Below are 19,264 nucleotides of genomic sequence, written 5' to 3' on the forward strand. Positions count from 1 at the left end.
CTGGTTAGGCATCTTCCCACCAGTCTTTTTGCTGCAAATCTCTGTTGCACTTAGGGCATCTTCTGAGAAGAAGCGTGTCAGTAAAATATAGCTCAAAATCAAGCAACATTGTCCATATTGCAAGCAGCCATAGTCCGGGTCTGCACCCGCACCTGCATCTGATTATAAACACTTGAGTTATCAAGATTGCCGGGATGATTGCCATCGTTAGATATGCTTTTTGAAGGTTTGCCGTCGTGATAAAATAGACGATGGCAACAAGGTCAACGACTATAAACACTGAAAGTATTCGATAGAGTATTAATCTCATTTTTTTCTGCCTAACATTGTTATTGACCGGTTAGAAAAGTTACCTATGTAGGGCACCGGTTCCCTATATAGGCAACTTGTTACCTATATAGGCGACTGCAGCCGGTTCCTTATATCGGGAACTTTCGTATTAGAAGCAGTGACACGCCCCTCCAATTTGATGGGCCGGGGATTTTGTTGACTGCCTTCTTTTCAGGGCCCATCCCCGCTAGACTTGAAATTCAGGGATATCTTGCCCTTGGCAGGCGCAGAATAACATGCAATGTTAATGAAAAACAATAATAAAGTACTCCTGCAGCTACCATTGGAATGCGACCCCAGAGATGCAGGGGTTGGAGATGCACAACCCGACCGGATCAGGGAACTGGCGCCCTTTCACAGCGTCACCACAAAGGCGGTGGTGGAACGGTACCTGGAAAGGTTGTCGGAAGAAGGCGTCCGGCTGACGGCCGGACAGACAGCCGAGGTTTTTAACGAGCTGACAGGGAGCCGGGGCGCTACCCTATCCATGGGAGCCCTGGGGACAGCTAAGACTTCTCTCCAGAAGTAATCGAGCGCTTCACCAGGAGGTGCTGGTCCATGATGGGCGGGAGCATCTCTCCATCAACCTCGCCTAAATCGGGAAAGCGGCCCGGAAACTTTCCCTTGCCACCGGAAGACCCGCCTGCACCCTCTTCAATTTTAGAAAGCGTGAATCCGGCTTCCAAATTTGCCCTACAGAGGCAAAACGGGGAGGTGGCAATGGTAACGGTCAAGGGTGAAAAAAATCTCATCCCGAATCGAGAAGTGGAGTTCCGGGTGTATGAGACCTGGTTCCTGGGAGTCCGACAGGCGGAGCGTCTTTTTTAGCGTCGTGGATGAACCGAAGCAGCGAGGCTTGCAGGTGGAGCTCCATCTTATTGCGGGGGTAAGCAGGTGCAGGGGATCCAGGCGGGGGATCTGCTCAGGTAGGTGCAGGAACTTGAAGCGGCAGGAGGTCACCATCCACAAGAGTCGGGGAGGGCACCGTTGAGCATTTAATTTAGATATGCGCCGGTGCGTCCCGTGAAGGTGCCCGAAGAAGATCTCGCGCGGTCCAGGAATACGAGCTGCCCAGTTACAGCGCGCACAACGTCGTAGCAACTCGGCACCCGATTCGTGACCCGAGTCTTCATCAACTCCATCGGTGGTCTGACCCGTTCAGTGAAAATGGCCTGCGGGAAAAGTTCCATCCTCAGCAAATTTGGGCGAACGAGACCACGATGTCTAGTGCAGCATTTACGAGAAAATAAACCTGCGACCCGTACGCGAGTTGGACCTGAAAATCGAAAATCTGCAGCGGGTCATGTTGCAGCCCGAGGCGGGTGTGCGGAAGACGACGAGCCTGGAGCATGTGGTTCCCATGCTGCGGGTTCCGAGTCACAAGTTGCCGGCACCGGTCCGAGAGATCCCTTCACTGCAAAAGATGGTGGGTCGGCAGCTGGAGCTTTCCCTTCCCGAGGGGCTCGGGATGGACATGGAAAAGTAAGGTCGGCGCCAGCGCTGGCGGTGTGCAGGAAGGGGGCTTTTCGGGTTTGGCTCCTGTCGAGGCGGGCCTCGCTTGGCTCGGCTGATTTTCCTTTCACACCCCACGCAGCCCTGTGGGCTACACCGAGCCTTTGCTATTGATAAAGTTCTATGATTTCGCGTCGGACGGCGTATGGCACCTGTAATACCGAATAGGCTCAAGTACCCGTTTATTCATGCGTATACCGGTAATACCGCCGTATTCCGCTGTCCGACGCTTATAAATATGTCCTGCATGGCCGAAAACAAGCACCGGCTTCCCACCGGAGATCTGCAGAACACGATAGAAACGAGGCGCGCAAACTTGGCGACGTCGGAGGTGAAACCGTGATGTCGGCCTGGCCTCCATCATCAAAATCTTCCGAAATCTCCTCACGGATCAGGAGAGAAAAATCAGCTTTACTCGAACTATGGACCGAGGTTTCCCAACTCCAGGAGCGCCACGATCTGCTCGCCCATGGTGTCGAGGCCGGCGCAGGATCAGGAGAAAAAACGCCGTGCCGAGTTTTAGGAACAGGTGGAAAAAGTCTCGGCCTGGACTCGGCAGGCGCAGGACCAAACCGAGCAATCCTGCCGGTGGCTCAACGACTTCATTACGAGAAAACTGCCGACTGAGTTGGTGAAGGTGTTTGAGGAAATGTCGCAAAAAGAAATTGCCGCACCTTGCGTCACCTCCACGAGAGCGTGAGCCAAACCGTTAAGGCCGGACCGAGTGCGCCGGCAAATTTCTCCAGTCTGAAACCAAAAGAATCAGGTCTACTTCCGTCGCTGCGGTGCTGCCGGTGCGACGGAATTTTCAGCGAGGTTCAGGGGGAAAAGGATACGTGGAGGATACGTGGGTGAAAAAGAGGTACGGCCGGAAAAGGCAGATTCTTGCTCCCGAATGAACTGCCGTCTCAGTTGGTGGAGGCGTAAGGGGAGGAGTTCCGAAAAGAATCTGTCTGCACCTTGAGCTTCTCCCGTAGCAGCCTGAGCCAACGGTAAGATGCGCTTTGGGAACAAAACAGCGGAATTTAGAGCGCTTGCAGCTTGCGCAGCCGGAACTCCGCAGAAGTGACGCGAACGGAATTATTTTTCACTAAGATTCAGGGTGAGAAAAAAGGATACGTGGGAGGATACGTGGACAAAAAGGGGTTACGGCCGAAAACCGTAACCCCTTGATTTGATTGGCTCCCCATCGCGGACTCGAACCACGGACATGGTGATTAACAGTCACCCGCTCTACCGACTGAGCTAATGGGGAATATTCGGTTGCACGAGTTGTTAACCTCGTGTTTCCCCGCGCTGGGAGCGCCTCTGGCACCCTGTCCCGCGAAGAGATTACGTGTATAACATAGCACTTTTGGTGTGTCAACAGGAATTCTGCATCGACGCATTGCTCAGCAGAAATTTTTTCCCATCCTCCCTCCGATCCTGGCGCAAGGTTTTGATGTCGCTCTCCTTACGCGTTTTACGGCGATGCTGGTATCCATCAACTGCGGCTGGCGCTGAAGCCCTGCCGCCGTAATGACTCAGAACACAACTCAATTTTCTTGCGCACGGTGCAAAGGGTGGTAGCCTTTCCCATGTGTTTTTTGCTGAGGTCATATCATACAGGGGGGGCGCAAAAAATGTTTAAAGAATTCAAACAATTCGCACTCAAGGGTAACGTGCTGGACCTGGCCATAGCTGTCGTTTTGGGCGCCGCGTTCGGCAAGATCGTCAGCTCCTTCGTCTCGGACATCCTCACCCCGCCCATCGGCAAACTCCTCGGTAACATCGACTTCTCCTCTTTGTTCTTGAATCTCTCCAGCACACCGGTCCGCTCTGTCGCCGAGGCAAAGGCCCTGGGGGCGCCGGTCATAGCCTACGGCCTCTTCCTGAACGCGGTCTTTGACTTCATCATCATTGCCTTCGCACTGTTCCTGCTGGTGCGTCAGGTAAACAGGCTGCTTCCGGCTCCGACACCTCCGGCTAGTACCAAAGAATGTCCACACTGCTGCACCATGATACCTGTCAACGCGTCCCGTTGTCCGAATTGCACTTCAGCCCAGTAGAAATCAACTACGATAGGAGGTGTGAGATGAAAATCTACCTGCAGCTTGTTCTAGTACCGGTGTTGCTTTTGAGCATGTTTGCCCAGGTGTACGCAGAGGTAAAGCCGGAGAGTTTCTCTGTTTCTCCCTACGTCGCCGGTTACAGTTTCCTGGGGAGAGACCGGCTGGAGACTGGGCCCGCCGCCGGATTGCGCGGCGGCTACAACTTCACCAGCCATTTCGGTTTGGAGGCGGTGCTGACCTACATCAGCACGGAAGGGAAGGCACATTCCGGGATTGGGGATGTGGATGCCCTCAACTATCACCTGGACATGCTGTATCATTTCATGCCTGAAAACACGCTGGTCCCTTACCTGGCCATGGGCTTCGGCGGACACTGGCGCGACTACGAGAGGGACGGTGAAGTGAACCGCGCCGCCTTCAACTATGGCGGCGGGGTTAAGTATTTCCTGACCGATGCCATGGCGCTCAGGGGCGATGTGCGCCATATCGTGATGAGGGATCATGATGAAACCTTCCACAACCTGGAATACGGCATCGGGGTCGATTTCGTTTTCGGCGGGAGGAAGGCCGCTCCGGCGGTAGCAGCCGCTCCAGTTGCGGCGCCCGTTGCGGCGCCCGTGGTGCAACCGCCGGCCGAGGAAGCCCCCTTGGAGCCGGTGCCGGCTGCAGAGCCTGCTCCGGGGCACTACAAATATTGCGTGACCCTGCAGGGCGAATTCGACATAGACAAGGCTGAGATCAGGCCGGAGTACCGCGACGAGATCGCAACGGTAGGTAACTTCATGAAGCAGTACCCGACCACCACCGCCGTCATCGAAGGGCACACCGATAACGTCGGTAACCCCGAATACAACCTCGATCTCTCCAAGCGCCGCGCCCAAGCAGTCGTCGACTACCTGGCCGACAACTATGGAATCGAGCGCTCGCGCCTGGAGGCCCGCGGCTTCGGGATGTCGCGCCCGATAGCCTCCAACAGCACTGACGAGGGAAGGCAGGCCAACCGTCGCATCGAAGCGATCATCGACTGCGCCTTCGATGTCAAGGAAGTTCAGCCCCCGGACCGGCTCTGCATGACCCTGCTGCTTGAATTCGACAGCGGCAAGGCCGACATCAAGCCTCAGTACCGAAACGAGATGGCCAAGGTTGGGGAGTACATGAATAAATACCCCACTACGACGGCGGTCATCGAAGGGCATACCGACAACGTCGGCGGGGCCGACTACAACATGAAACTGTCGCAGCAGCGGGCAGAGAATGCTGTGCAGTATTTGGTGCAGAATTTCGGCATAGATAAAAGTCGGCTCTCCGCGAAAGGATATGGCTACACTCGGCGCATCGCCTACAACAGCACACCCGAGGGGCGGGCAAAGAACCGCAGGATCAATGCCGTGATCGACTGCGTGATCAAGAAGTAGATAAATCTAGATCAAGATTAAGATCAAGGAGAAACAAAGAAAGGGGAAGCCGGTTTGTGGCTTCCCCTTTCTGTTATATGTATCGGATCACGACCTGTCTCAACAGGTCGTGATCCATCCCTATTTCGATCTAAGTCTTTTCTCAATCTCTTTCTGTTTTTACCCAATCTCCTTGGCTATGAACTTCTGCACCCCGCGCAGCATGTCCTCAACGTCGGCGGTGCGGTACCTGGAGCCATCTCCGGCGATGAAGTCATCCTTCATGTAGCACCAGTCTTTTACCCGCTGATAGGTCCCTACCTGGTACGCTTTTGCCTGGTAGAGCGCCTCGTTCATTTCGGGGACGCTCCCGGATGGGATGGACCTGCTGCCGCAGATTAGCGCCAGCGCCTGCTCTAGCAGGACCGAGGCCAGGATGGTGGCTGTGGCAAGGTCACCGCGGTGCAGAAAATCAAGGGTCCGTCCCCCCAGGTACTCCAGTACCGCATGGTCGAGAAACAGCCTGACCTCGTTCAATCCTCCACCTTCGAACTCGTTTCGCGCGGACTGCACGATGGCGCGGCAGTTGTCGAAGCTTTCCTTGTAGGTGATGTTGATGATCTTGGCGTAGATCGCCTCGAAGTTGCGGTAGTAGGCGCTTTCCTCGCCGAATACCTGCTGAAGAAGGCTCAGGGCGGAGCTGGCCCAATCCTGAAACAGCTTGGAGTCGACAACCGCCGATATGTCGTTTATCTGTTGGGAGGAATTGACCTTTTTGGCTTTTTCGGCCAGCTCCTCAAACTTTCTAGCGATGGTGTAATCGAGCTTTAACATGAGGGCGCACCCCTTGGGACTGAGAATTACAGAAGTATATAACAGATCACCGTATCGGTCGAATTCCTGCGCTACTTAAGGGATTGGTCAGGCGGGGGTGATGCTGATGCGGGGAGCCTGCAGGCGACGGCCGACGATGGCCTTATGCCGGGAGCGCAGTGAAGCCAGGTCTCCCTCGAGGAAGTCCAGCGCAGAGTGTTCCGGGATCATTTCGAGGTACGCGTCCACAAGTTTTCCCATCAGAAGATTGTAGCTTTTGGTGGACGAGCCGTGCGCGTAGTTTCGGCCGGGGAACCGGCGGATGTCGCCGTCGCAGGCGGGGGAGATGTGGTAAAGCTCGTGGAAGATGGTGATGAGCTTCTCCCGCTGGGGAAGCTCGAGGAACCTTGGCACCAGGAAGTAGATGACGTAGAGCATCTCCTCTCCCTGGTGCTTGATGGTGGGCATGGTGCAGAGCACGCTGCGCCGCCCGCGTCGTGCCTTGACCGACCTTTCCCCGCCGGCGAAGCGCAGAGGGTGGATCTTCGCCAGACTGCCGCCGCGGGTGGTCCTGCCGGTCGAGACACAGACCAGCAGCCTGTCCGGCATTACGTGCTGCAGTTGCGGAATGCGGGCGGTAATGTCCCGGATCAGGCGTTCCAACTCCCCGGTCAGGTTAAGCGTAGACAAACTAGACTCCGGCGAGCCTCAGCTTGTGGCAGAACAGGCAGCGCGAAGGGCCGTCTTTCGGTTTCACCGGGTGCTTAGCCGGGAAAGGAACGCCGCCGGGCTCGTAATGGCAGGTCGGGCATCCTTTGTCCGCCTCGATCTTGCTCCCGGTTTTCTTGAACAACTCGTAGGACGCTTTGTGGTTTTCGTCCAGGGGGACCCGCTTGGTGGTCTCCTCGCCGGAAATTAGGTAGAACGTGCCGAAGACGGCGGCGATGATGATGATAAAGAACCAGTCCTTCTTGCCGATGCGCATGTAGCCCTCCGAAGAATACAATTGCGGCGAGGGTAAACGCGCCGCGCGGAAAATTCAAGCGAAAATTAAAACCATTAGCGGTGGAGAAGATCCGGGAGAACCAAACGGCGGAACACAGAGGTCGCAGAGGCCCACGGAGGTCATAGAGTTTTTTCTGGTAAAGGCAAAAGGCGTCACCACAGAGGAAGCACAGAGGAAGGCGAAAAGTTAAAGTCTTTGGTTATACCCAAAAAAGGTTGTGATTTTCCTGCTTCTGTTTTTCCTCTGCGTCCTCTGTGGTGAGTTCTTTTTAGGTTCAGGACGCGCAGCCGATGGCGCCGTTATGCTGGGGGTGCTCCGGTATCACTACATTCATCCCGCACTGCTCCATCAGCAGGCTCACCATGGCCCGGTTCAGGGCCACCCCCCCGGTTATCACCAGGGTGTCGGAGGGAAAGCGCTTGAGCATGGGCATCACCCGCTTGACCAGGGTCAGGTTGACCCCGGCGCAGAGCCGCTCCGGCGCGTACCCCCGCAGGATCTGCCCGATCAGCTCGCTTTCTCCGAAGATGCCGCAGGTTGCGTCCAGCGCCACCGGATCGGCCGAGTGCGAGGAAAGCTCTTCCAGTGAGACCTCAAGCACGGCGGCCATGTTCTCCAGGTAGCGCCCACTGGAGGCGGCGCACTTGTCGTTCATCACGAAGTCGGTCAGCCGCCCCCCCACCACCTGGGCCACCTTGGTGTCCTGCCCCCCCATGTCGAGCAGGGTGAAGTTGGCGAGTCCGGTCTGGGTGCGTGCACCGGCGACGTGGGCCTTGATCTCCGAGATGACCCGGGCCCCGTGGAGGTTGATGCTGTTCCTGCCGTAGCCGGTAACGGTGATCTCCGCCTCGGCGAGTTCCTCCGCTGTGAAGATGCCGCTCCCCAAAAGGTCCAGCGAGAGCTCATCGTTCACCATGCTGCCGTATTTCTTGTAAAAGGAGATGGTGTCCAGGTCCGCGAGCCTCACGATCTGCACCCCTCGCATCAGTGCGAACTTCGCCTTTCTGCTCCCCAGATCTATTCCTATTTTCAGTTTGTCTGGCACCTGATTGCTCTGCTCCTGTCAGGGTAGTGATTGTGTGCTTTTCTAATTGTTTTTTCGAATTTACGAGGCTTGCGAAACCAAGGCCACATTGTATATTTGGTCACGATGAGGCTTTCCTCTCAGTCACGATCCTCAAGCAGTTCCAGAAACCCTTCCACCCTGATCTTTGTTCTGGCATCGATGGCGCCGGGCTTGTCACCTTCCAGCGTCAGGATCGGAAGCTTGATGCTTTTTCTGAGAACCATGTCCTCTATCTGCCTGAAGCAGAAAGACTGCACGTAATGGATGACGCCATCGACTCGGCGTTTCTCTATCTCGCGCGAGATGTCAGCCAGCCGATGGAAGATGTCATACGGGTAGCTGTATGCCCTGTACTGTTCCACCAGGTCTTCCATCCCGTAGGGCATGGAGAACTGCCGCTGGGTCTCGTTGAACACCACCCTGGCGCCGACCTCCTCAAGGAAGCTGTAAAGGCCTGATATGATGGGGGGCACCCCGAGGAAAGCGAGCCTCAGGCGCTCCTGGCGCGGCGGACGGGCGGTCGCTGCGGAGAGAAAGGCGTCCACCTCGGCCTCGAAGGCATCAGGGTCGCCGTTCATGTCCGAGGTGCAGACCTGGAAGTAATGGTTTTCCTCGCCGGTCACCTTGTCTTCCTGCCAGGAGAGGCGGTCTATTTCGTGAATCTTGGTGCGGATCCGGTCCAGGCGCTTTTTCGCCTGGCCCACCTGGTCCCAGTCCACGCCGAACTGCCCCATGAGCTTTTCTATCTCCGCCTTGAGCGGCGCAGCCTCGCGCCCGGCCGGATAGGCGAAGGGGTAGACGCGCACGCCGTTCAGGGAGAGGACCTCCATGAGTGCCTTGGTGTAGCTGCAGTCACCCTCGGTTACGGCGATCAGTTCGGTGACGCCGCTTTGCACAACGGCTCCGTAGATCCCCTTGATCCAGGCGCAGACGTTCCTTGGAAAGCCGGTGAGTTCTGCATCTTCGATGAGCGACGCGCTGTCGTGGTGGGTGATGAAGACGTTGTTCAGGTCGATGGGGACCACGCCCGCCGCGATCAACACCTCGAGCGGGATGGTGGTGGTAAAGCCTACTCTGCGCAAAAGCCTACTCCGTCTTGATGAAGTTGAGGTAGATGAGCACCGCCCCTATGGCGAGGCCTCCGAAGGCGAAAGGAAGGGTGGAGGAGACCGAGAGGGTGTCCCCTTCGGCCGGCAGGGTGTAGCGCAGCAAAAGCAGCAGCGAAACAGCGGCGAAAAGTAGGGAGAGCACGAACTTCGAGCGCACCACGATGGCGTAGAAGGCGACGATCAGGAACATGCCGATGATCCATGGATTCCCCATCGCGCTTTTCACGGTGAGGTTTTTTATGAAATGCACCAGGTTCGCGGTCTCGAAGGGGGCCAGCGTCTCGACGGTCTTTTGAACGACTGCTTCTTTATCCATTTCGGATCTCCTAACAAAGGCTAGATTATAAGCAAATTGGCTGATTTGGCAAGAAGTTAAAGAGGGCGGGCCCCCTAGCCTAATCACTTGGCATACCGGAGTCGACTACTGGCTCGCCGCCGGCAGAAAGGAGAACGTAACTATGGAAGGTCTCAAGGCGACACCGCTGCAAGCGCACCACGAGGGGCTCAAGGCGCTTATGGCTCCCTTCGGTGGGTGGCTTATGCCGATCCAGTACGAGGGAATCCTTGCCGAACACAGGTGGTGCCGCGAGAAAGCGGCGCTGTTCGACATCTGCCACATGGGCGAGTTCCGGTACAGGGGGGATATCCAGGCTGGCGGCCTGGAAGACGTCTTCACCTTCTCGGTGAAGGGGATCCCGGTCGGCCGCTCGCGCTACGGATTTCTGCTGAACGCGTCGGGGGGGGTGATCGACGACCTGATAGTCTTCAGGCTGGCGGAGGACGAGGTGATGATCGTGGTAAACGCCGCGACCGCCCCCAACGACTTCAAGGTGATCTCCTCGCGTCTGAAGAACCCGGCGCTTTTGGTCGACATCTCCGCGCAGACGGGGAAGCTGGACCTCCAGGGGCCACTCTCCCGCGAGGTGCTGGTGGAGCATCTGGGCGGCGACCTCGGCGCGCTTCCCTTCTTCAAGTTCATAAGGACCCGCGTGCTTGGGGCGGATGCCATCGTGAGCCGGACGGGGTACACAGGCGAACTGGGCTACGAGATCTTTCTCCCCAGCGGCAAGACGGCGGAACTGTGGGAGCTCCTGCTCAAGGACCCGAGGGTTGCTCCTGCCGGGCTGGGCGCTCGCGACCTGTTGCGGCTGGAGATGGGGTACTCCCTGTACGGAAACGACATCGACGAGGAAACCTCGCCGCTTGCCGCGGGACTCACCGGGTTCGTCAACCTGGACAAGGAATTTATCGGCAAGGATGCGCTTTTGAGGGAACGGGAAAAGGGGCCGGAAAAGGTGAAGATCGCATTCCGCGTCGACTCCCGCCGTTCCCCGCGCCACTACTACGAGATCCTGCAGCAGGGAACGCCGGTCGGGATGGTGACCAGCGGGGCCTTCTCTCCGATGCTTTCCTGTGGCATCGGTATGGGATACGTGAAGCCGGAGGCGGCCGCGCTCGGGACCAGGCTCACCATCAAGCACGAGCGGGTGGAGATGGAGGCCCAGGTGGTAGAGCTTCCCTTCTACACCGGGGGCTCGCTTAGGGCATAGCTATTCCCCCCTCCCAGCCTCCCCCTCCAGGAGGAGGGGAGCCCGCAGTTGTTCCAATGCTTTGTTGCAGGCAGGCGGAGCAGAGTGGAGCTAAGAGGGGAAGGAGAACTACCCTTTATCCGAACACAAAAAAACGGAGGATCACCAGATGGCAAAGTTCTTCACCAAGGAGCACGAGTGGGTAGAGATGGACGGGGCGCAGGCGATCGTCGGCATCAGCGAACACGCGGCCCACGAGCTGGGGGACATCACCTTCGTGGAGCTTCCGAAAATCGGCAAGAGCGTGAAGCAGTTCGACACCCTCGCGGGGATCGAATCGGTCAAGGCCGCAAGCGACATCTACGCGCCGGTTTCCGGCAAGGTGGTCCAGGTGAACGACAAGCTGGAGGACGCCCCGGAGCTGGTGAACCAGGGGGCCGAGAGCGAAGGGTGGATCTGCAGGCTCGAAGGGGTGGACGCCTCCGAGCTCGCCGCGCTCCTGGACGCCGCGGCGTACGCCAAATACCTCGAAGGGCTATAGGGATGGGATACTGTCCCAACACACCAGACGAGATCCGGGAGATGCTCGCCGTGATCGGCGCGGGCAGCATCGAGGAGCTCTTCGCTCCCATCCCGGCGGAGTTGCGCGCCAAGTCCTTCGACCTTCCCCCAGGCATGTCCGAGTTCGAGCTGATGCGGATCATGAGGGAGAAGGCCGCGGCAGGTGGGGCGGAGATCGTTCCTTTCATCGGCTGCGGCATCTACGACCACATCATACCGGCGGCGGTGGACCACCTCTCCTCGCGCGCCGAGTTCTACACCGCCTACACCCCCTACCAGCCGGAGTGCTCGCAAGGGACACTGCAGGCCCTATTCGAATACCAAAGCGCGATCTGCAGGCTGACCGGGATGGAGGCCTCCAATGCCTCGCTCTACGACGGCGGAACAGCGGTGGCGGAGGCGGCCCTCATGTCGCTCCGCATCACCGAGCGGAACCGCGTAATCCTGGATGCCTCGGTAAATCCGCTGCACCGCGAGATCGTGACCGGTTACCTGCACGGGCTGTCGGCGGAGGCGGTCGAGGTGGCGCCGGACGGCTGCAGCTCGGACCTGAAAAGCCTCATCGACTCCATCGACGAGGAGACTGCCGCGGTCATCGTGCAGAACCCCAACTTCTTCGGGAGCGTGCAGGACTTCTCGGAACTCGCCTCGAAGGCGCACGAAAAGGGAGCGCTCCTCATCGTCTCCAGCTATCCCATCGCCCTGGGCCTTGTGGCAAGTCCTGGCGAGACGGGAGCCGACATCGCGGTCGGTGACGGTCAGAGCCTTGGCAACGCGCTCTCCTTCGGTGGCCCCTATTTCGGGTTCATCGCCACGCGCAAGCGCTTCATCCGCAACCTTCCCGGCAGGATCGTGGGAGAGACGATCGACAACCAGGGCCGCCGCGGGTACGTGTTGACCCTGCAGGCGCGCGAACAGCACATCAAAAGGCACAAGGCCACCTCCAACATCTGCAGCAACCAGAGCCTGTGCGCGCTGCGCGGCCTGATATTCTGCGCCTCGCTGGGAAGAAAGGGTTTCGAGGAGCTGGCAGTTTTGAACTACGACAAGGCTCAGTACGCGAAGTCCTGCCTCACCTCCCTCAAGGGAGTCACCCTCATGAACACCGGGACCACATTCAACGAGTTCACCCTGTCGCTTCCGATGGACGCGGCGCCGGTGGTGGAAAAGCTTCTCGCGTCGGGAGTCGCGGCGGGCGTGCCGCTGGGACAGTACTACCCGGGCCTGGACGAGGCGCTGGTTGTGACGGTAACGGAGAAACGGAGCAGGGCGGAGATCGACCGCCTGGCAGCTCTCCTGGAGGAGGCGCTATGCAGCTGATATTCGAGAAATCTGTACCGGGGCGCAGCGGGGTGCGGGTTCCCCTCTCCGACGTCCCGAAAGCCTCCCCCTTCCCCGATGCACTCCGGCGCAAGGAGCCGGTCCTGCTGCCGGAGGTGAGCGAGCTGGACCTGGTGCGGCATTACACCTCCCTTTCCCGGAGAAACTTCTCCGTGGACACCAACTTCTACCCCCTGGGCTCCTGCACCATGAAGTACAACACCAAGGTGACCGAGAACGCGGGGGGGCTCTTCGCCGGATGTCACCCGGTCCTGCCGCTGCTTCCCGGCGGCGAGCGGCTGGTGCAGGGACCTCTCTCACTCATCCACGGCCTGGAGCAGCAACTGGCCGAGATAACCGGCATGGACGAGGTGACCACGCAGCCGTTGGCGGGGGCGCACGGCGAGATGACCGGGATCATGGTGATTTCCGCCTACCACAAGGCGCGCGGAGATCAGAAGCGGAAGTACGTAATCGTTCCCGACTCTTCCCACGGCACCAACCCGGCCAGCGCCGCCATGGCGGGGTACGAGATCGTCACCATACCGACCGCTCCCTACGGCGACATGGATCTGGATCAGTTCAAGAACGCCATGAACGACGAGGTGGCGGCGGTGATGATGACCTGCCCCAACACGCTGGGGCTCTTCAACCCGCACATCGCCGAGATCTGCGACATAGCCCACCAGGCCGGGGCGCTCACTTACTACGACGGTGCCAACCTCAACGCGATCCTTGGGAAGGTGCGCCCGGGCGACGTCGGCTTCGATGTCATCCACGTGAACCTGCACAAGACCTTCGGCACCCCGCACGGCGGTGGAGGCCCGGGGAGCGGTCCCGTGGGGGTGAAAAAGGGACTGATCCCCTACCTCCCCACTCCGCGCGTGCAGCGCACGGAGGACGGGAGCTTCGTAGTCGAGGCGCATCCCGAGGGGATCGGGCGGGTCTCGGACTTCTTCGGGAATTTCGCCATCATGGCGCGCGCCTACGCCTACATCACTCTCTTGGGGCGCGAGGGGCTGATCGAGGTGAGCGAACACGCGGTGTTGAACGCCAACTACATCATGGCCCGGCTCAAGGATGAGTACGAGCTTCCCTTCGAGCAGACCTGCATGCACGAGTGCGTCTTCTCGGCTAGCCGTCAACTGAAGGAAGGGGTGCACGCCATCGACATCGCCAAGTACCTGATCGACCGCGGGTTCCATCCTCCCACCGTATATTTCCCATTGAACGTCAAGGAGGCGATCATGATTGAGCCGACCGAGACGGAAAGCAAGCAGACCATGGACCTCTTCATCGACGTGATGCTGGAGGCGGCAAGGCTTGCCAGGGAGAACCCGGAAGCACTGCACCAGGCGCCGGTGACCACCCCCGTGGGGCGGCTCGATGAGACACGGGCGGCCAGGGCGCAGCAGGTCTGCTGCGAGTAAAGACAAAAGCAGAACCGGGAACCATTGGCCACGGAGAAAATCTGAGGAGATCTGAGATTCCCTTTGATTTATCCGTGGCTGTTTTGTTAGATAGGTTCCGGGTTTTCTCAGAAGTTCTCAGATTTCTCCGTGGCCAATGTTTTGAGGTTTTATCTTTATGATTTCCTGGCGTCTGATCGATACCGGCCCTCTCGATGGTCCCGCCAACATGGCCTTGGACGAGGCGCTGCTCAACTGCTTCGACAAGGAGCGCTCGCAGCCGCTCTTAAGGCTCTACGGCTGGGATCCCCCCGCGCTCTCGGTGGGGCGCTTCCAGGATGTGGCGGCCTCATTGAAGCTGGAGCTCTGCCAGGAGGAAAAAGTGCCGGTGGTGCGCCGCATGACCGGCGGCGGCATCATCTACCACGCCCAGGAACTGACCTACAGCATCGTCTGCGCCCCTGGACATATCGGCGGGGCGGCGGGGGTGAAGGAGGGCTTCCGCAGACTCTGCGCCTTTTTGCTGGGGACTTACGGAAAGCTCGGGCTCGAAGCCAGCTTCGCCGTCGACCTGAACCCGGACGAGGAGCGCCTGGGGGCGCGCACCGCTTTCTGCTTTGCCGGCAAGGAGGAGTTCGACATCGTGGTGCGGGGGCGCAAGATCGGCGGCAACGCCCAGCGCCGGGTGAACGGCGCCATCCTGCAGCACGGCTCCATCCCGCTGGTGAGCCGGGTGCAGCACGGGCTTCGCTACCTCAAAGAGCCAGCTCCCGGGGCCGCAGGCGCCGTGAGCCTCACGGAGTTAGGCATAGCCGTCGAGCAGCCGCAGTTGAAGCAGGCGCTGGTGGAATCGTTCGAGGAACGCCTGGGGGTGACCCTCGAGCCGCAGCTCCCCACCGAGGCGGAACTGGACGCCGCGGCGCTACTGGAAACCCGGAAGTATAGAAGTGGCAGCTGGAACCTTGAAGGCCGTGTATAGCCTTCCTTTTGCTCTAGTATCCGCTGTGCCCCCCCGTTTTCCTGCCCCTCCTTTGAAGTCCGCATCTCCCCGGCCCGTGCCATGTGGCCGCTCTCTTGCATTAATGAAGGAAGATCGTTAAAGTCGAGATGGCCAGGCGCCGTAAGGTAACGAGAGCCCATTTTAGGAAAGGAAGCCCCTCATGCCACGTTTTACCCGTCTGATACTGGGCGTCCTGCTGCTGATCGCTTCGGCCCAGCCCTGCCTTGCCGGCTCGAAGCCGGTGGTCTTCTTCGGGATCAACCTCCGCTACAGTCCGAGGACCATGTACGCCCGCTATCAGCCCCTCATGGATTACCTCACGGAGAACACGCCCTACCGATTCGAGCTCCTGATCAGCCGTGACTACCGCCAGGCGCTCAACGATCTGAAAGACGGGCGGGTCCTGATCAGCTCACTCGGCGACGGGGCTTTCGTGGAAGCGATGCTGCTTTACGGCGCGGTCCCGATTGTTAAGCCCTTGAACCATGACGGCAAACCTTTTTACCGGGCGGCGATCGTGGTGCCTCGCGATTCTCATGCCCAGCGCATCACTGACCTCAAGAACAAGCGTTTCGCTTTTGGTTCCCACCATTCCATCACCGGTAACCTCTTGCCGCGCTACATGCTGGAGCGGGGAGGGGTGAGCGTCTCCGGACTCGAATATCGGGCGAGCCTGAAAAACCACGACGCGGTCACCAAGGCGATCCTGAAGGGGCAGTACGACGCCGGTTCGGTGAAGGAGGTTTTCGCCGGCAGGTATTGGCAGTACGGGCTGCGGGTGCTGGCGTTTTCCGATCCCATCCCGTCGGTGCCGCTGGTGGTGCGCCCCGACATACCGCCGCCGGTTAGGGACGCGGTTGTCGCCGCGCTCCTGAAGCTGGACCGGCGCAACCCCGCGCACCGAGAGATCATGTCGCGATGGGACGACGAGTTCCAGCACGGTTTCGCCCCGGCCTCGGCCACCGACTACCGCGAGCAGATCTGGATGTTCCAGTCCATCCCCTTCGGCTGCGGGTCGGGGTGTCACCGATGAGAAAAGGGATCAGCTTCGGCCTTAAGGCCAAGTTTATGCTGGTGTCCACCTTCCTCGTGGCGCTCACGTCCATCACCTGGGGGGGATGGTTCTGGTTAAACGAGAGCGAGCATCTCATGGAAAGGCTCGAGGCGAACGGGCGGCTCCTGCTGGATTCGATCCAGCCTCCCATCATCGACGCGATCCTTTACGAGAGGCTGGGGGTCGTCGAGGAGAACGCTGGACTGCTGGACAACTTCATCGAGCAGATCGTGGAAAACCGCGAGCTGCAGGTAGTCTACGCCTTCATCACGGACACCAACGGCAAGGTCCTTGCCCACAGCGACTACCGGGAGTTCGGCAAGACGTACCGTGACCCGCTCACCACGGCCGCTCTCCGCCGCCACGAGTTCTACGGCCACACCGCCCGCCTCCCCTCAGGGGAGATCTACGACATGGCGATGCCGCTACAGGTGGCGGGGAAAAGCTGGGGGGCGCTGCGGGTCGGCGTGTCACTGGCCCAGGTGGAAAAGGAGAAAGAGCTCATGGCACGCGAGATCATCATGTTCTCGGTGCTCTTTTTCCTGATCGGCAACGTGGTCTTCTATGTGGTGGGCCTCACCATGTCCCGACCTCTTCTCAAGCTCTCCCAGGCGATGTCGGAGGTCAACCATCACTCCCTGGACGCCGTCCCCCTCTCACAGCACATGCATCGAAACGACGAGATCGGAAAGCTGCAGCAGAGCTTCAGCGAGATGCTGCAGCGGTTGAAGAAGGCCGAGCAGGAGCGGCAGGTGGCGTTAGCGCGGCTGATGCAGAATGAAAAGATGGCAACTGTCGGCAAGCTGGTGGCAGGCGTAGCGCACGAGATCAATAACCCGCTCATGGTGATGTCGACGAGCCTTTTTCACCTGGAGAAGAAGGTGCAGCCCGAACTGGTCAAGTACATCTCTCACCATAAGGAGGGGGTCCAGCGCATAGAGGGCATAGTGCGCCAGTTGACCGACTTCAGCAGGGCCGGGAGCCTTGACCTGCAGCGCGTGACGAGCGACCGGTTCTTTGAGGAAGCCGCCGGCTTCGCTACCCTTGCAATCAAGAAGTTCCCGGTAAGGTTCCAAAGCAGCAACAGCGCCGGTGCGACCTTGCTCTTAATCGACAAAGGGAAGATGCACCAGGTGGTGCTTAACCTGCTGTTGAACGCGGCGGACGCTTCCCCCGAGGGAGGGGTGGTGCAATTGCTTGCCTATCTGGAGGACGGCAACTATTGCCTGGCCGTCCACGACCAGGGCGCAGGGGTCAACCCCGGCGACGAGGAGCAGATCTTCGAACTTTTCTACACCACCAAGCCCGGGGGGGAGGGAAGCGGCATCGGCCTTGCTATAAGCAAGAGCATCGTCGAGATGCACCGGGGAAAAATAACCTGCGAGAGCCGTCCGGGAGACACTACCTTCCTGATCCGGATCCCGCTGCAGAAGGAACCCGACCATGGTTAAGACCAAGCTGCTCATGGTAGAGGACGACCGTCTCCTGGGCGACCTGATAAAGGAGTCGCTGGAGGAGGCCGGGTACCAGGTGCGCCTTGCCCGCAGCGGGTCGGAAGCGCTGGAGGCGGTGAACGAGGAGAGCTTCGACCTGGTGCTGCAGGACATTCAGCTCCCTGACGCAGACGGGCTCGAGCTCCTGGAGGAGATCCTTGGCCGGCAACCGCAGTGGAAGGCGCTGGTGATGACGGCGTTCGCCACCGTGGACCGGGCGGTGAAGGCGATGAAGATCGGGGCCTTCGACTTCCTGATCAAGCCCTTTGCCATGGATGTGCTCTTTCTTAAGATTGAAAAGGTGCTTGAGTTCCGGCAGATGGAGAAGGAGGTGGCCGCCCTGAAGGAGGGGGAGGAGCCTAAACTGGTGACCCGCAGCCCGGCCATGGCCGGTGTGCTGGAGATGGTGCGCGTGGCCGCCCCCACCGACGTCGCGGTGCTTCTTCTGGGGGAAAGCGGAACGGGCAAGGAACTCCTGGCGGACCTGGTGCACGCGCAGAGCAAGAGGGCGCGCAGGCCGATGGTGAAGATCAACTCCGCGGCGATACCGGAAAACCTGGTGGAGAGCGAACTGTTCGGTGTCGAGAGGGGCGCCTATACCGGAGCCGACAGAACCCGTCAGGGGTACGTAGAGATGGCTGCCGGGGGGACCCTGTTCCTGGACGAGATCGGAGACCTGCCGCTCTCCCTGCAGGGGAAACTGCTGCGGGTTCTGCAGGAGAAGACGGCGTACCGCGTCGGCGGGAACAAGGAGATCCCGGTCGACTTTCGCCTGGTGGCAGCCACCAACTGCAACCTGCGCCAACTGGTGGAACAGAAGAAGTTCCGCGAGGATCTCTACTACCGCATCAGCGTGATGCCAATAGAGGTGCCCCCCCTCAGGGAAAGGAGGGAGGACCTACCGTTGCTGATCGCCACCTTCCAGAAGCGATTAGCCGCGGCTGGCGTCGGTGGGGCGATCGATTTCACTCCCGAGGCGCTGGACCGGCTGTGTCAATACGATTTCCCAGGTAATGTCAGGCAGTTGAAGAACATCGTTGAACAGCTCACCATCCGCTTCCCCGGTGAGACCATCAAGGCAAGGCAGATCCCGGTCTCGCTGGGCAGCGACTCCTGGGTCGGCAGCCTGTTTGAATGCTTCAGCGTGGATAAGCCGCTCAAGGAGGCGGTGCAGGAGTTCGAGGACAGGTACATCGCCAAGGTGCTCAAAGGCACCGGCGGCAACAAGACCAAGGCCGCCGACCTGCTCGGAATGTCGCGTCAGATGCTCTGGGAGAAGATCAGACGCCATGATGGTGCGACGCCACGCGATAAGGCCGGGGCGTAAAGAAAACTTTACGTTCCATTTTGGAAATCTCCTCCGCTGCGCCACCCTTCGTTGTCTTATCCTTATTACACACCTCCAATTCGTATACGATTTGAATAAAATAATCTTTTCGCCGCTACGCCTGACGGCTGCGTAACTTCTGAATTCCTCAGCATTAAAACCTGCCCCCCTCTGTATCCTCATCTCGCGCCGCACTCCTTCGTCAGAGTCGATTCGCATGCGCTGCCATGCTGCTTGGACTGGATCCTGCTCTATTGAAACAACCATATCAACAGAGGAGGTGGCTTCAG

Annotated in this window: 17 protein-coding genes and 1 tRNA gene; 11 read left to right on the forward strand and 7 right to left on the reverse strand. The window is 59.1% G+C overall.

The genetic code is table 11. The annotated features are described in order from the left end of the window. The first annotated feature begins 1,633 nt into the window (after positions 1 to 1,633). Positions 1,634 to 1,816 carry a hypothetical protein gene (locus GEOBRER4_RS01895; RefSeq protein ID WP_185243999.1) on the forward strand — a complete coding sequence of 61 codons (183 nt, stop codon included), beginning with the start codon at positions 1,634 to 1,636 and terminating at the stop codon, positions 1,814 to 1,816. A 1,205-nt stretch (positions 1,817 to 3,021) separates the two neighbouring features. On the opposite strand, the gene GEOBRER4_RS01900 is transcribed toward GEOBRER4_RS01895, so the two are convergent. Continuing rightward, positions 3,022 to 3,097: transfer RNA gene (locus GEOBRER4_RS01900), tRNA-Asn, on the reverse strand. Between the two features lie 367 nt (positions 3,098 to 3,464). Here GEOBRER4_RS01900 and mscL point away from each other — a divergent pair. Continuing rightward, the gene (mscL, locus tag GEOBRER4_RS01905) at positions 3,465 to 3,890 is read left to right on the forward strand and encodes a large conductance mechanosensitive channel protein MscL (RefSeq protein ID WP_185244000.1); all 426 of its coding nucleotides are present in this window, start codon (positions 3,465 to 3,467) and stop codon (positions 3,888 to 3,890) included. Between the two features lie 26 nt (positions 3,891 to 3,916). Then, positions 3,917 to 5,308: an OmpA family protein gene (locus tag GEOBRER4_RS01910; RefSeq protein ID WP_185244001.1), complete on the forward strand. Its 1,392-nt coding sequence runs from the start codon at positions 3,917 to 3,919 to the stop codon at positions 5,306 to 5,308. A 159-nt stretch (positions 5,309 to 5,467) separates the two neighbouring features. Here the strand turns inward: GEOBRER4_RS01910 and GEOBRER4_RS01915 are convergent, their stop codons facing one another. The 6 genes from GEOBRER4_RS01915 to GEOBRER4_RS01940 all read right to left on the reverse strand — a co-directional run bounded on the left by GEOBRER4_RS01915 (position 5,468) and on the right by GEOBRER4_RS01940 (position 9,597). Then, positions 5,468 to 6,121: a hypothetical protein gene (locus GEOBRER4_RS01915; protein WP_185244002.1), complete on the reverse strand. Its 654-nt coding sequence runs from the start codon at positions 6,119 to 6,121 to the stop codon at positions 5,468 to 5,470. 87 nt (positions 6,122 to 6,208) lie between these two features. Next, on the reverse strand, positions 6,209 to 6,790 hold the full coding sequence (locus GEOBRER4_RS01920; RefSeq protein WP_185244003.1) for a hypothetical protein: 582 nt from the start codon (positions 6,788 to 6,790) through the stop codon (positions 6,209 to 6,211). A gap of 1 nt (position 6,791) precedes the next feature. Continuing rightward, on the reverse strand, positions 6,792 to 7,085 hold the full coding sequence (locus GEOBRER4_RS01925; protein WP_085814099.1) for a cytochrome C: 294 nt from the start codon (positions 7,083 to 7,085) through the stop codon (positions 6,792 to 6,794). 295 nt (positions 7,086 to 7,380) lie between these two features. Next, complete coding sequence (locus GEOBRER4_RS01930; protein WP_185244004.1) at positions 7,381 to 8,151, reverse strand: acyl-CoA dehydratase activase; 771 nt, start codon at positions 8,149 to 8,151, stop codon at positions 7,381 to 7,383. A 119-nt stretch (positions 8,152 to 8,270) separates the two neighbouring features. Continuing rightward, positions 8,271 to 9,254, reverse strand: coding sequence for a 2-hydroxyacyl-CoA dehydratase family protein (locus tag GEOBRER4_RS01935; RefSeq protein WP_185244005.1), 984 nt, complete (start codon positions 9,252 to 9,254; stop codon positions 8,271 to 8,273). A gap of 4 nt (positions 9,255 to 9,258) precedes the next feature. Next, entirely contained in the window at positions 9,259 to 9,597 is a 339-nt protein-coding gene (locus GEOBRER4_RS01940) for a hypothetical protein (RefSeq protein WP_185244006.1), read from the reverse strand. 142 nt (positions 9,598 to 9,739) lie between these two features. On the opposite strand from GEOBRER4_RS01940, the gene gcvT reads away from it, so the two are divergent. From gcvT to GEOBRER4_RS01980, 8 genes are all read left to right on the forward strand, one after another. After that, a complete protein-coding gene (gcvT, locus tag GEOBRER4_RS01945) occupies positions 9,740 to 10,831 on the forward strand; it encodes a glycine cleavage system aminomethyltransferase GcvT (RefSeq protein ID WP_185244007.1) in 1,092 nt (363 codons plus the stop codon). A gap of 148 nt (positions 10,832 to 10,979) precedes the next feature. Further along, entirely contained in the window at positions 10,980 to 11,351 is a 372-nt protein-coding gene (gene gcvH, locus GEOBRER4_RS01950; protein ID WP_185244008.1) for a glycine cleavage system protein GcvH, read from the forward strand. Between the two features lie 2 nt (positions 11,352 to 11,353). Then, a complete protein-coding gene (gene gcvPA / locus GEOBRER4_RS01955; RefSeq protein ID WP_185244009.1) occupies positions 11,354 to 12,691 on the forward strand; it encodes an aminomethyl-transferring glycine dehydrogenase subunit GcvPA in 1,338 nt (445 codons plus the stop codon). After that, positions 12,682 to 14,121 (forward strand): aminomethyl-transferring glycine dehydrogenase subunit GcvPB, encoded by a 1,440-nt coding sequence (gcvPB, locus tag GEOBRER4_RS01960; protein ID WP_185244010.1) that lies wholly within the window; start codon positions 12,682 to 12,684, stop codon positions 14,119 to 14,121. The genes gcvPA and gcvPB overlap by 10 nt, the downstream gene beginning before the upstream one ends. Before the next feature lie 157 nt (positions 14,122 to 14,278). Continuing rightward, complete coding sequence (locus tag GEOBRER4_RS01965) at positions 14,279 to 15,079, forward strand: lipoate--protein ligase family protein (RefSeq protein WP_185244011.1); 801 nt, start codon at positions 14,279 to 14,281, stop codon at positions 15,077 to 15,079. A 181-nt stretch (positions 15,080 to 15,260) separates the two neighbouring features. Further along, positions 15,261 to 16,133 carry a phosphate/phosphite/phosphonate ABC transporter substrate-binding protein gene (gene phnD / locus GEOBRER4_RS01970; RefSeq protein ID WP_185244012.1) on the forward strand — a complete coding sequence of 291 codons (873 nt, stop codon included), beginning with the start codon at positions 15,261 to 15,263 and terminating at the stop codon, positions 16,131 to 16,133. Further along, a complete protein-coding gene (locus GEOBRER4_RS01975; protein ID WP_185244013.1) occupies positions 16,130 to 17,605 on the forward strand; it encodes an ATP-binding protein in 1,476 nt (491 codons plus the stop codon). Before phnD ends, GEOBRER4_RS01975 begins: the two co-directional genes overlap by 4 nt. Continuing rightward, positions 17,598 to 18,974: a sigma-54-dependent transcriptional regulator gene (locus tag GEOBRER4_RS01980; protein ID WP_185244014.1), complete on the forward strand. Its 1,377-nt coding sequence runs from the start codon at positions 17,598 to 17,600 to the stop codon at positions 18,972 to 18,974. Before GEOBRER4_RS01975 ends, GEOBRER4_RS01980 begins: the two co-directional genes overlap by 8 nt. Positions 18,975 to 19,264 lie beyond the last annotated feature (290 nt).

The sequence above is a fragment of the Citrifermentans bremense genome (assembly GCF_014218275.1).
GTDB classification, from domain to species: Bacteria; Desulfobacterota; Desulfuromonadia; order Geobacterales; family Geobacteraceae; genus Geomonas; species Geomonas pelophila.

What these genes read in the sequence shown, in the direction of transcription:
- gcvT (WP_185244007.1), top strand. Translation starts at nt 9,740, where the DNA reads ATGGAAGGTCTCAAGGCGACACCGCTGCAAGCGCACCACGAGGGGCTC.
- gcvPB (WP_185244010.1), top strand. Translation starts at nt 12,682, where the DNA reads ATGCAGCTGATATTCGAGAAATCTGTACCGGGGCGCAGCGGGGTGCGG.
- gcvPA (WP_185244009.1), top strand. Translation starts at nt 11,354, where the DNA reads ATGGGATACTGTCCCAACACACCAGACGAGATCCGGGAGATGCTCGCC.
- GEOBRER4_RS01910 (WP_185244001.1), top strand. Translation starts at nt 3,917, where the DNA reads ATGAAAATCTACCTGCAGCTTGTTCTAGTACCGGTGTTGCTTTTGAGC.
- gcvH (WP_185244008.1), top strand. Translation starts at nt 10,980, where the DNA reads ATGGCAAAGTTCTTCACCAAGGAGCACGAGTGGGTAGAGATGGACGGG.
- GEOBRER4_RS01915 (WP_185244002.1), bottom strand. Translation starts at nt 6,121, where the DNA reads ATGTTAAAGCTCGATTACACCATCGCTAGAAAGTTTGAGGAGCTGGCC.
- GEOBRER4_RS01925 (WP_085814099.1), bottom strand. Translation starts at nt 7,085, where the DNA reads ATGCGCATCGGCAAGAAGGACTGGTTCTTTATCATCATCATCGCCGCC.
- phnD (WP_185244012.1), top strand. Translation starts at nt 15,261, where the DNA reads ATGCCACGTTTTACCCGTCTGATACTGGGCGTCCTGCTGCTGATCGCT.
- GEOBRER4_RS01975 (WP_185244013.1), top strand. Translation starts at nt 16,130, where the DNA reads ATGAGAAAAGGGATCAGCTTCGGCCTTAAGGCCAAGTTTATGCTGGTG.
- GEOBRER4_RS01895 (WP_185243999.1), top strand. Translation starts at nt 1,634, where the DNA reads ATGTTGCAGCCCGAGGCGGGTGTGCGGAAGACGACGAGCCTGGAGCAT.
- mscL (WP_185244000.1), top strand. Translation starts at nt 3,465, where the DNA reads ATGTTTAAAGAATTCAAACAATTCGCACTCAAGGGTAACGTGCTGGAC.
- GEOBRER4_RS01980 (WP_185244014.1), top strand. Translation starts at nt 17,598, where the DNA reads ATGGTTAAGACCAAGCTGCTCATGGTAGAGGACGACCGTCTCCTGGGC.
- GEOBRER4_RS01940 (WP_185244006.1), bottom strand. Translation starts at nt 9,597, where the DNA reads ATGGATAAAGAAGCAGTCGTTCAAAAGACCGTCGAGACGCTGGCCCCC.
- GEOBRER4_RS01965 (WP_185244011.1), top strand. Translation starts at nt 14,279, where the DNA reads ATGATTTCCTGGCGTCTGATCGATACCGGCCCTCTCGATGGTCCCGCC.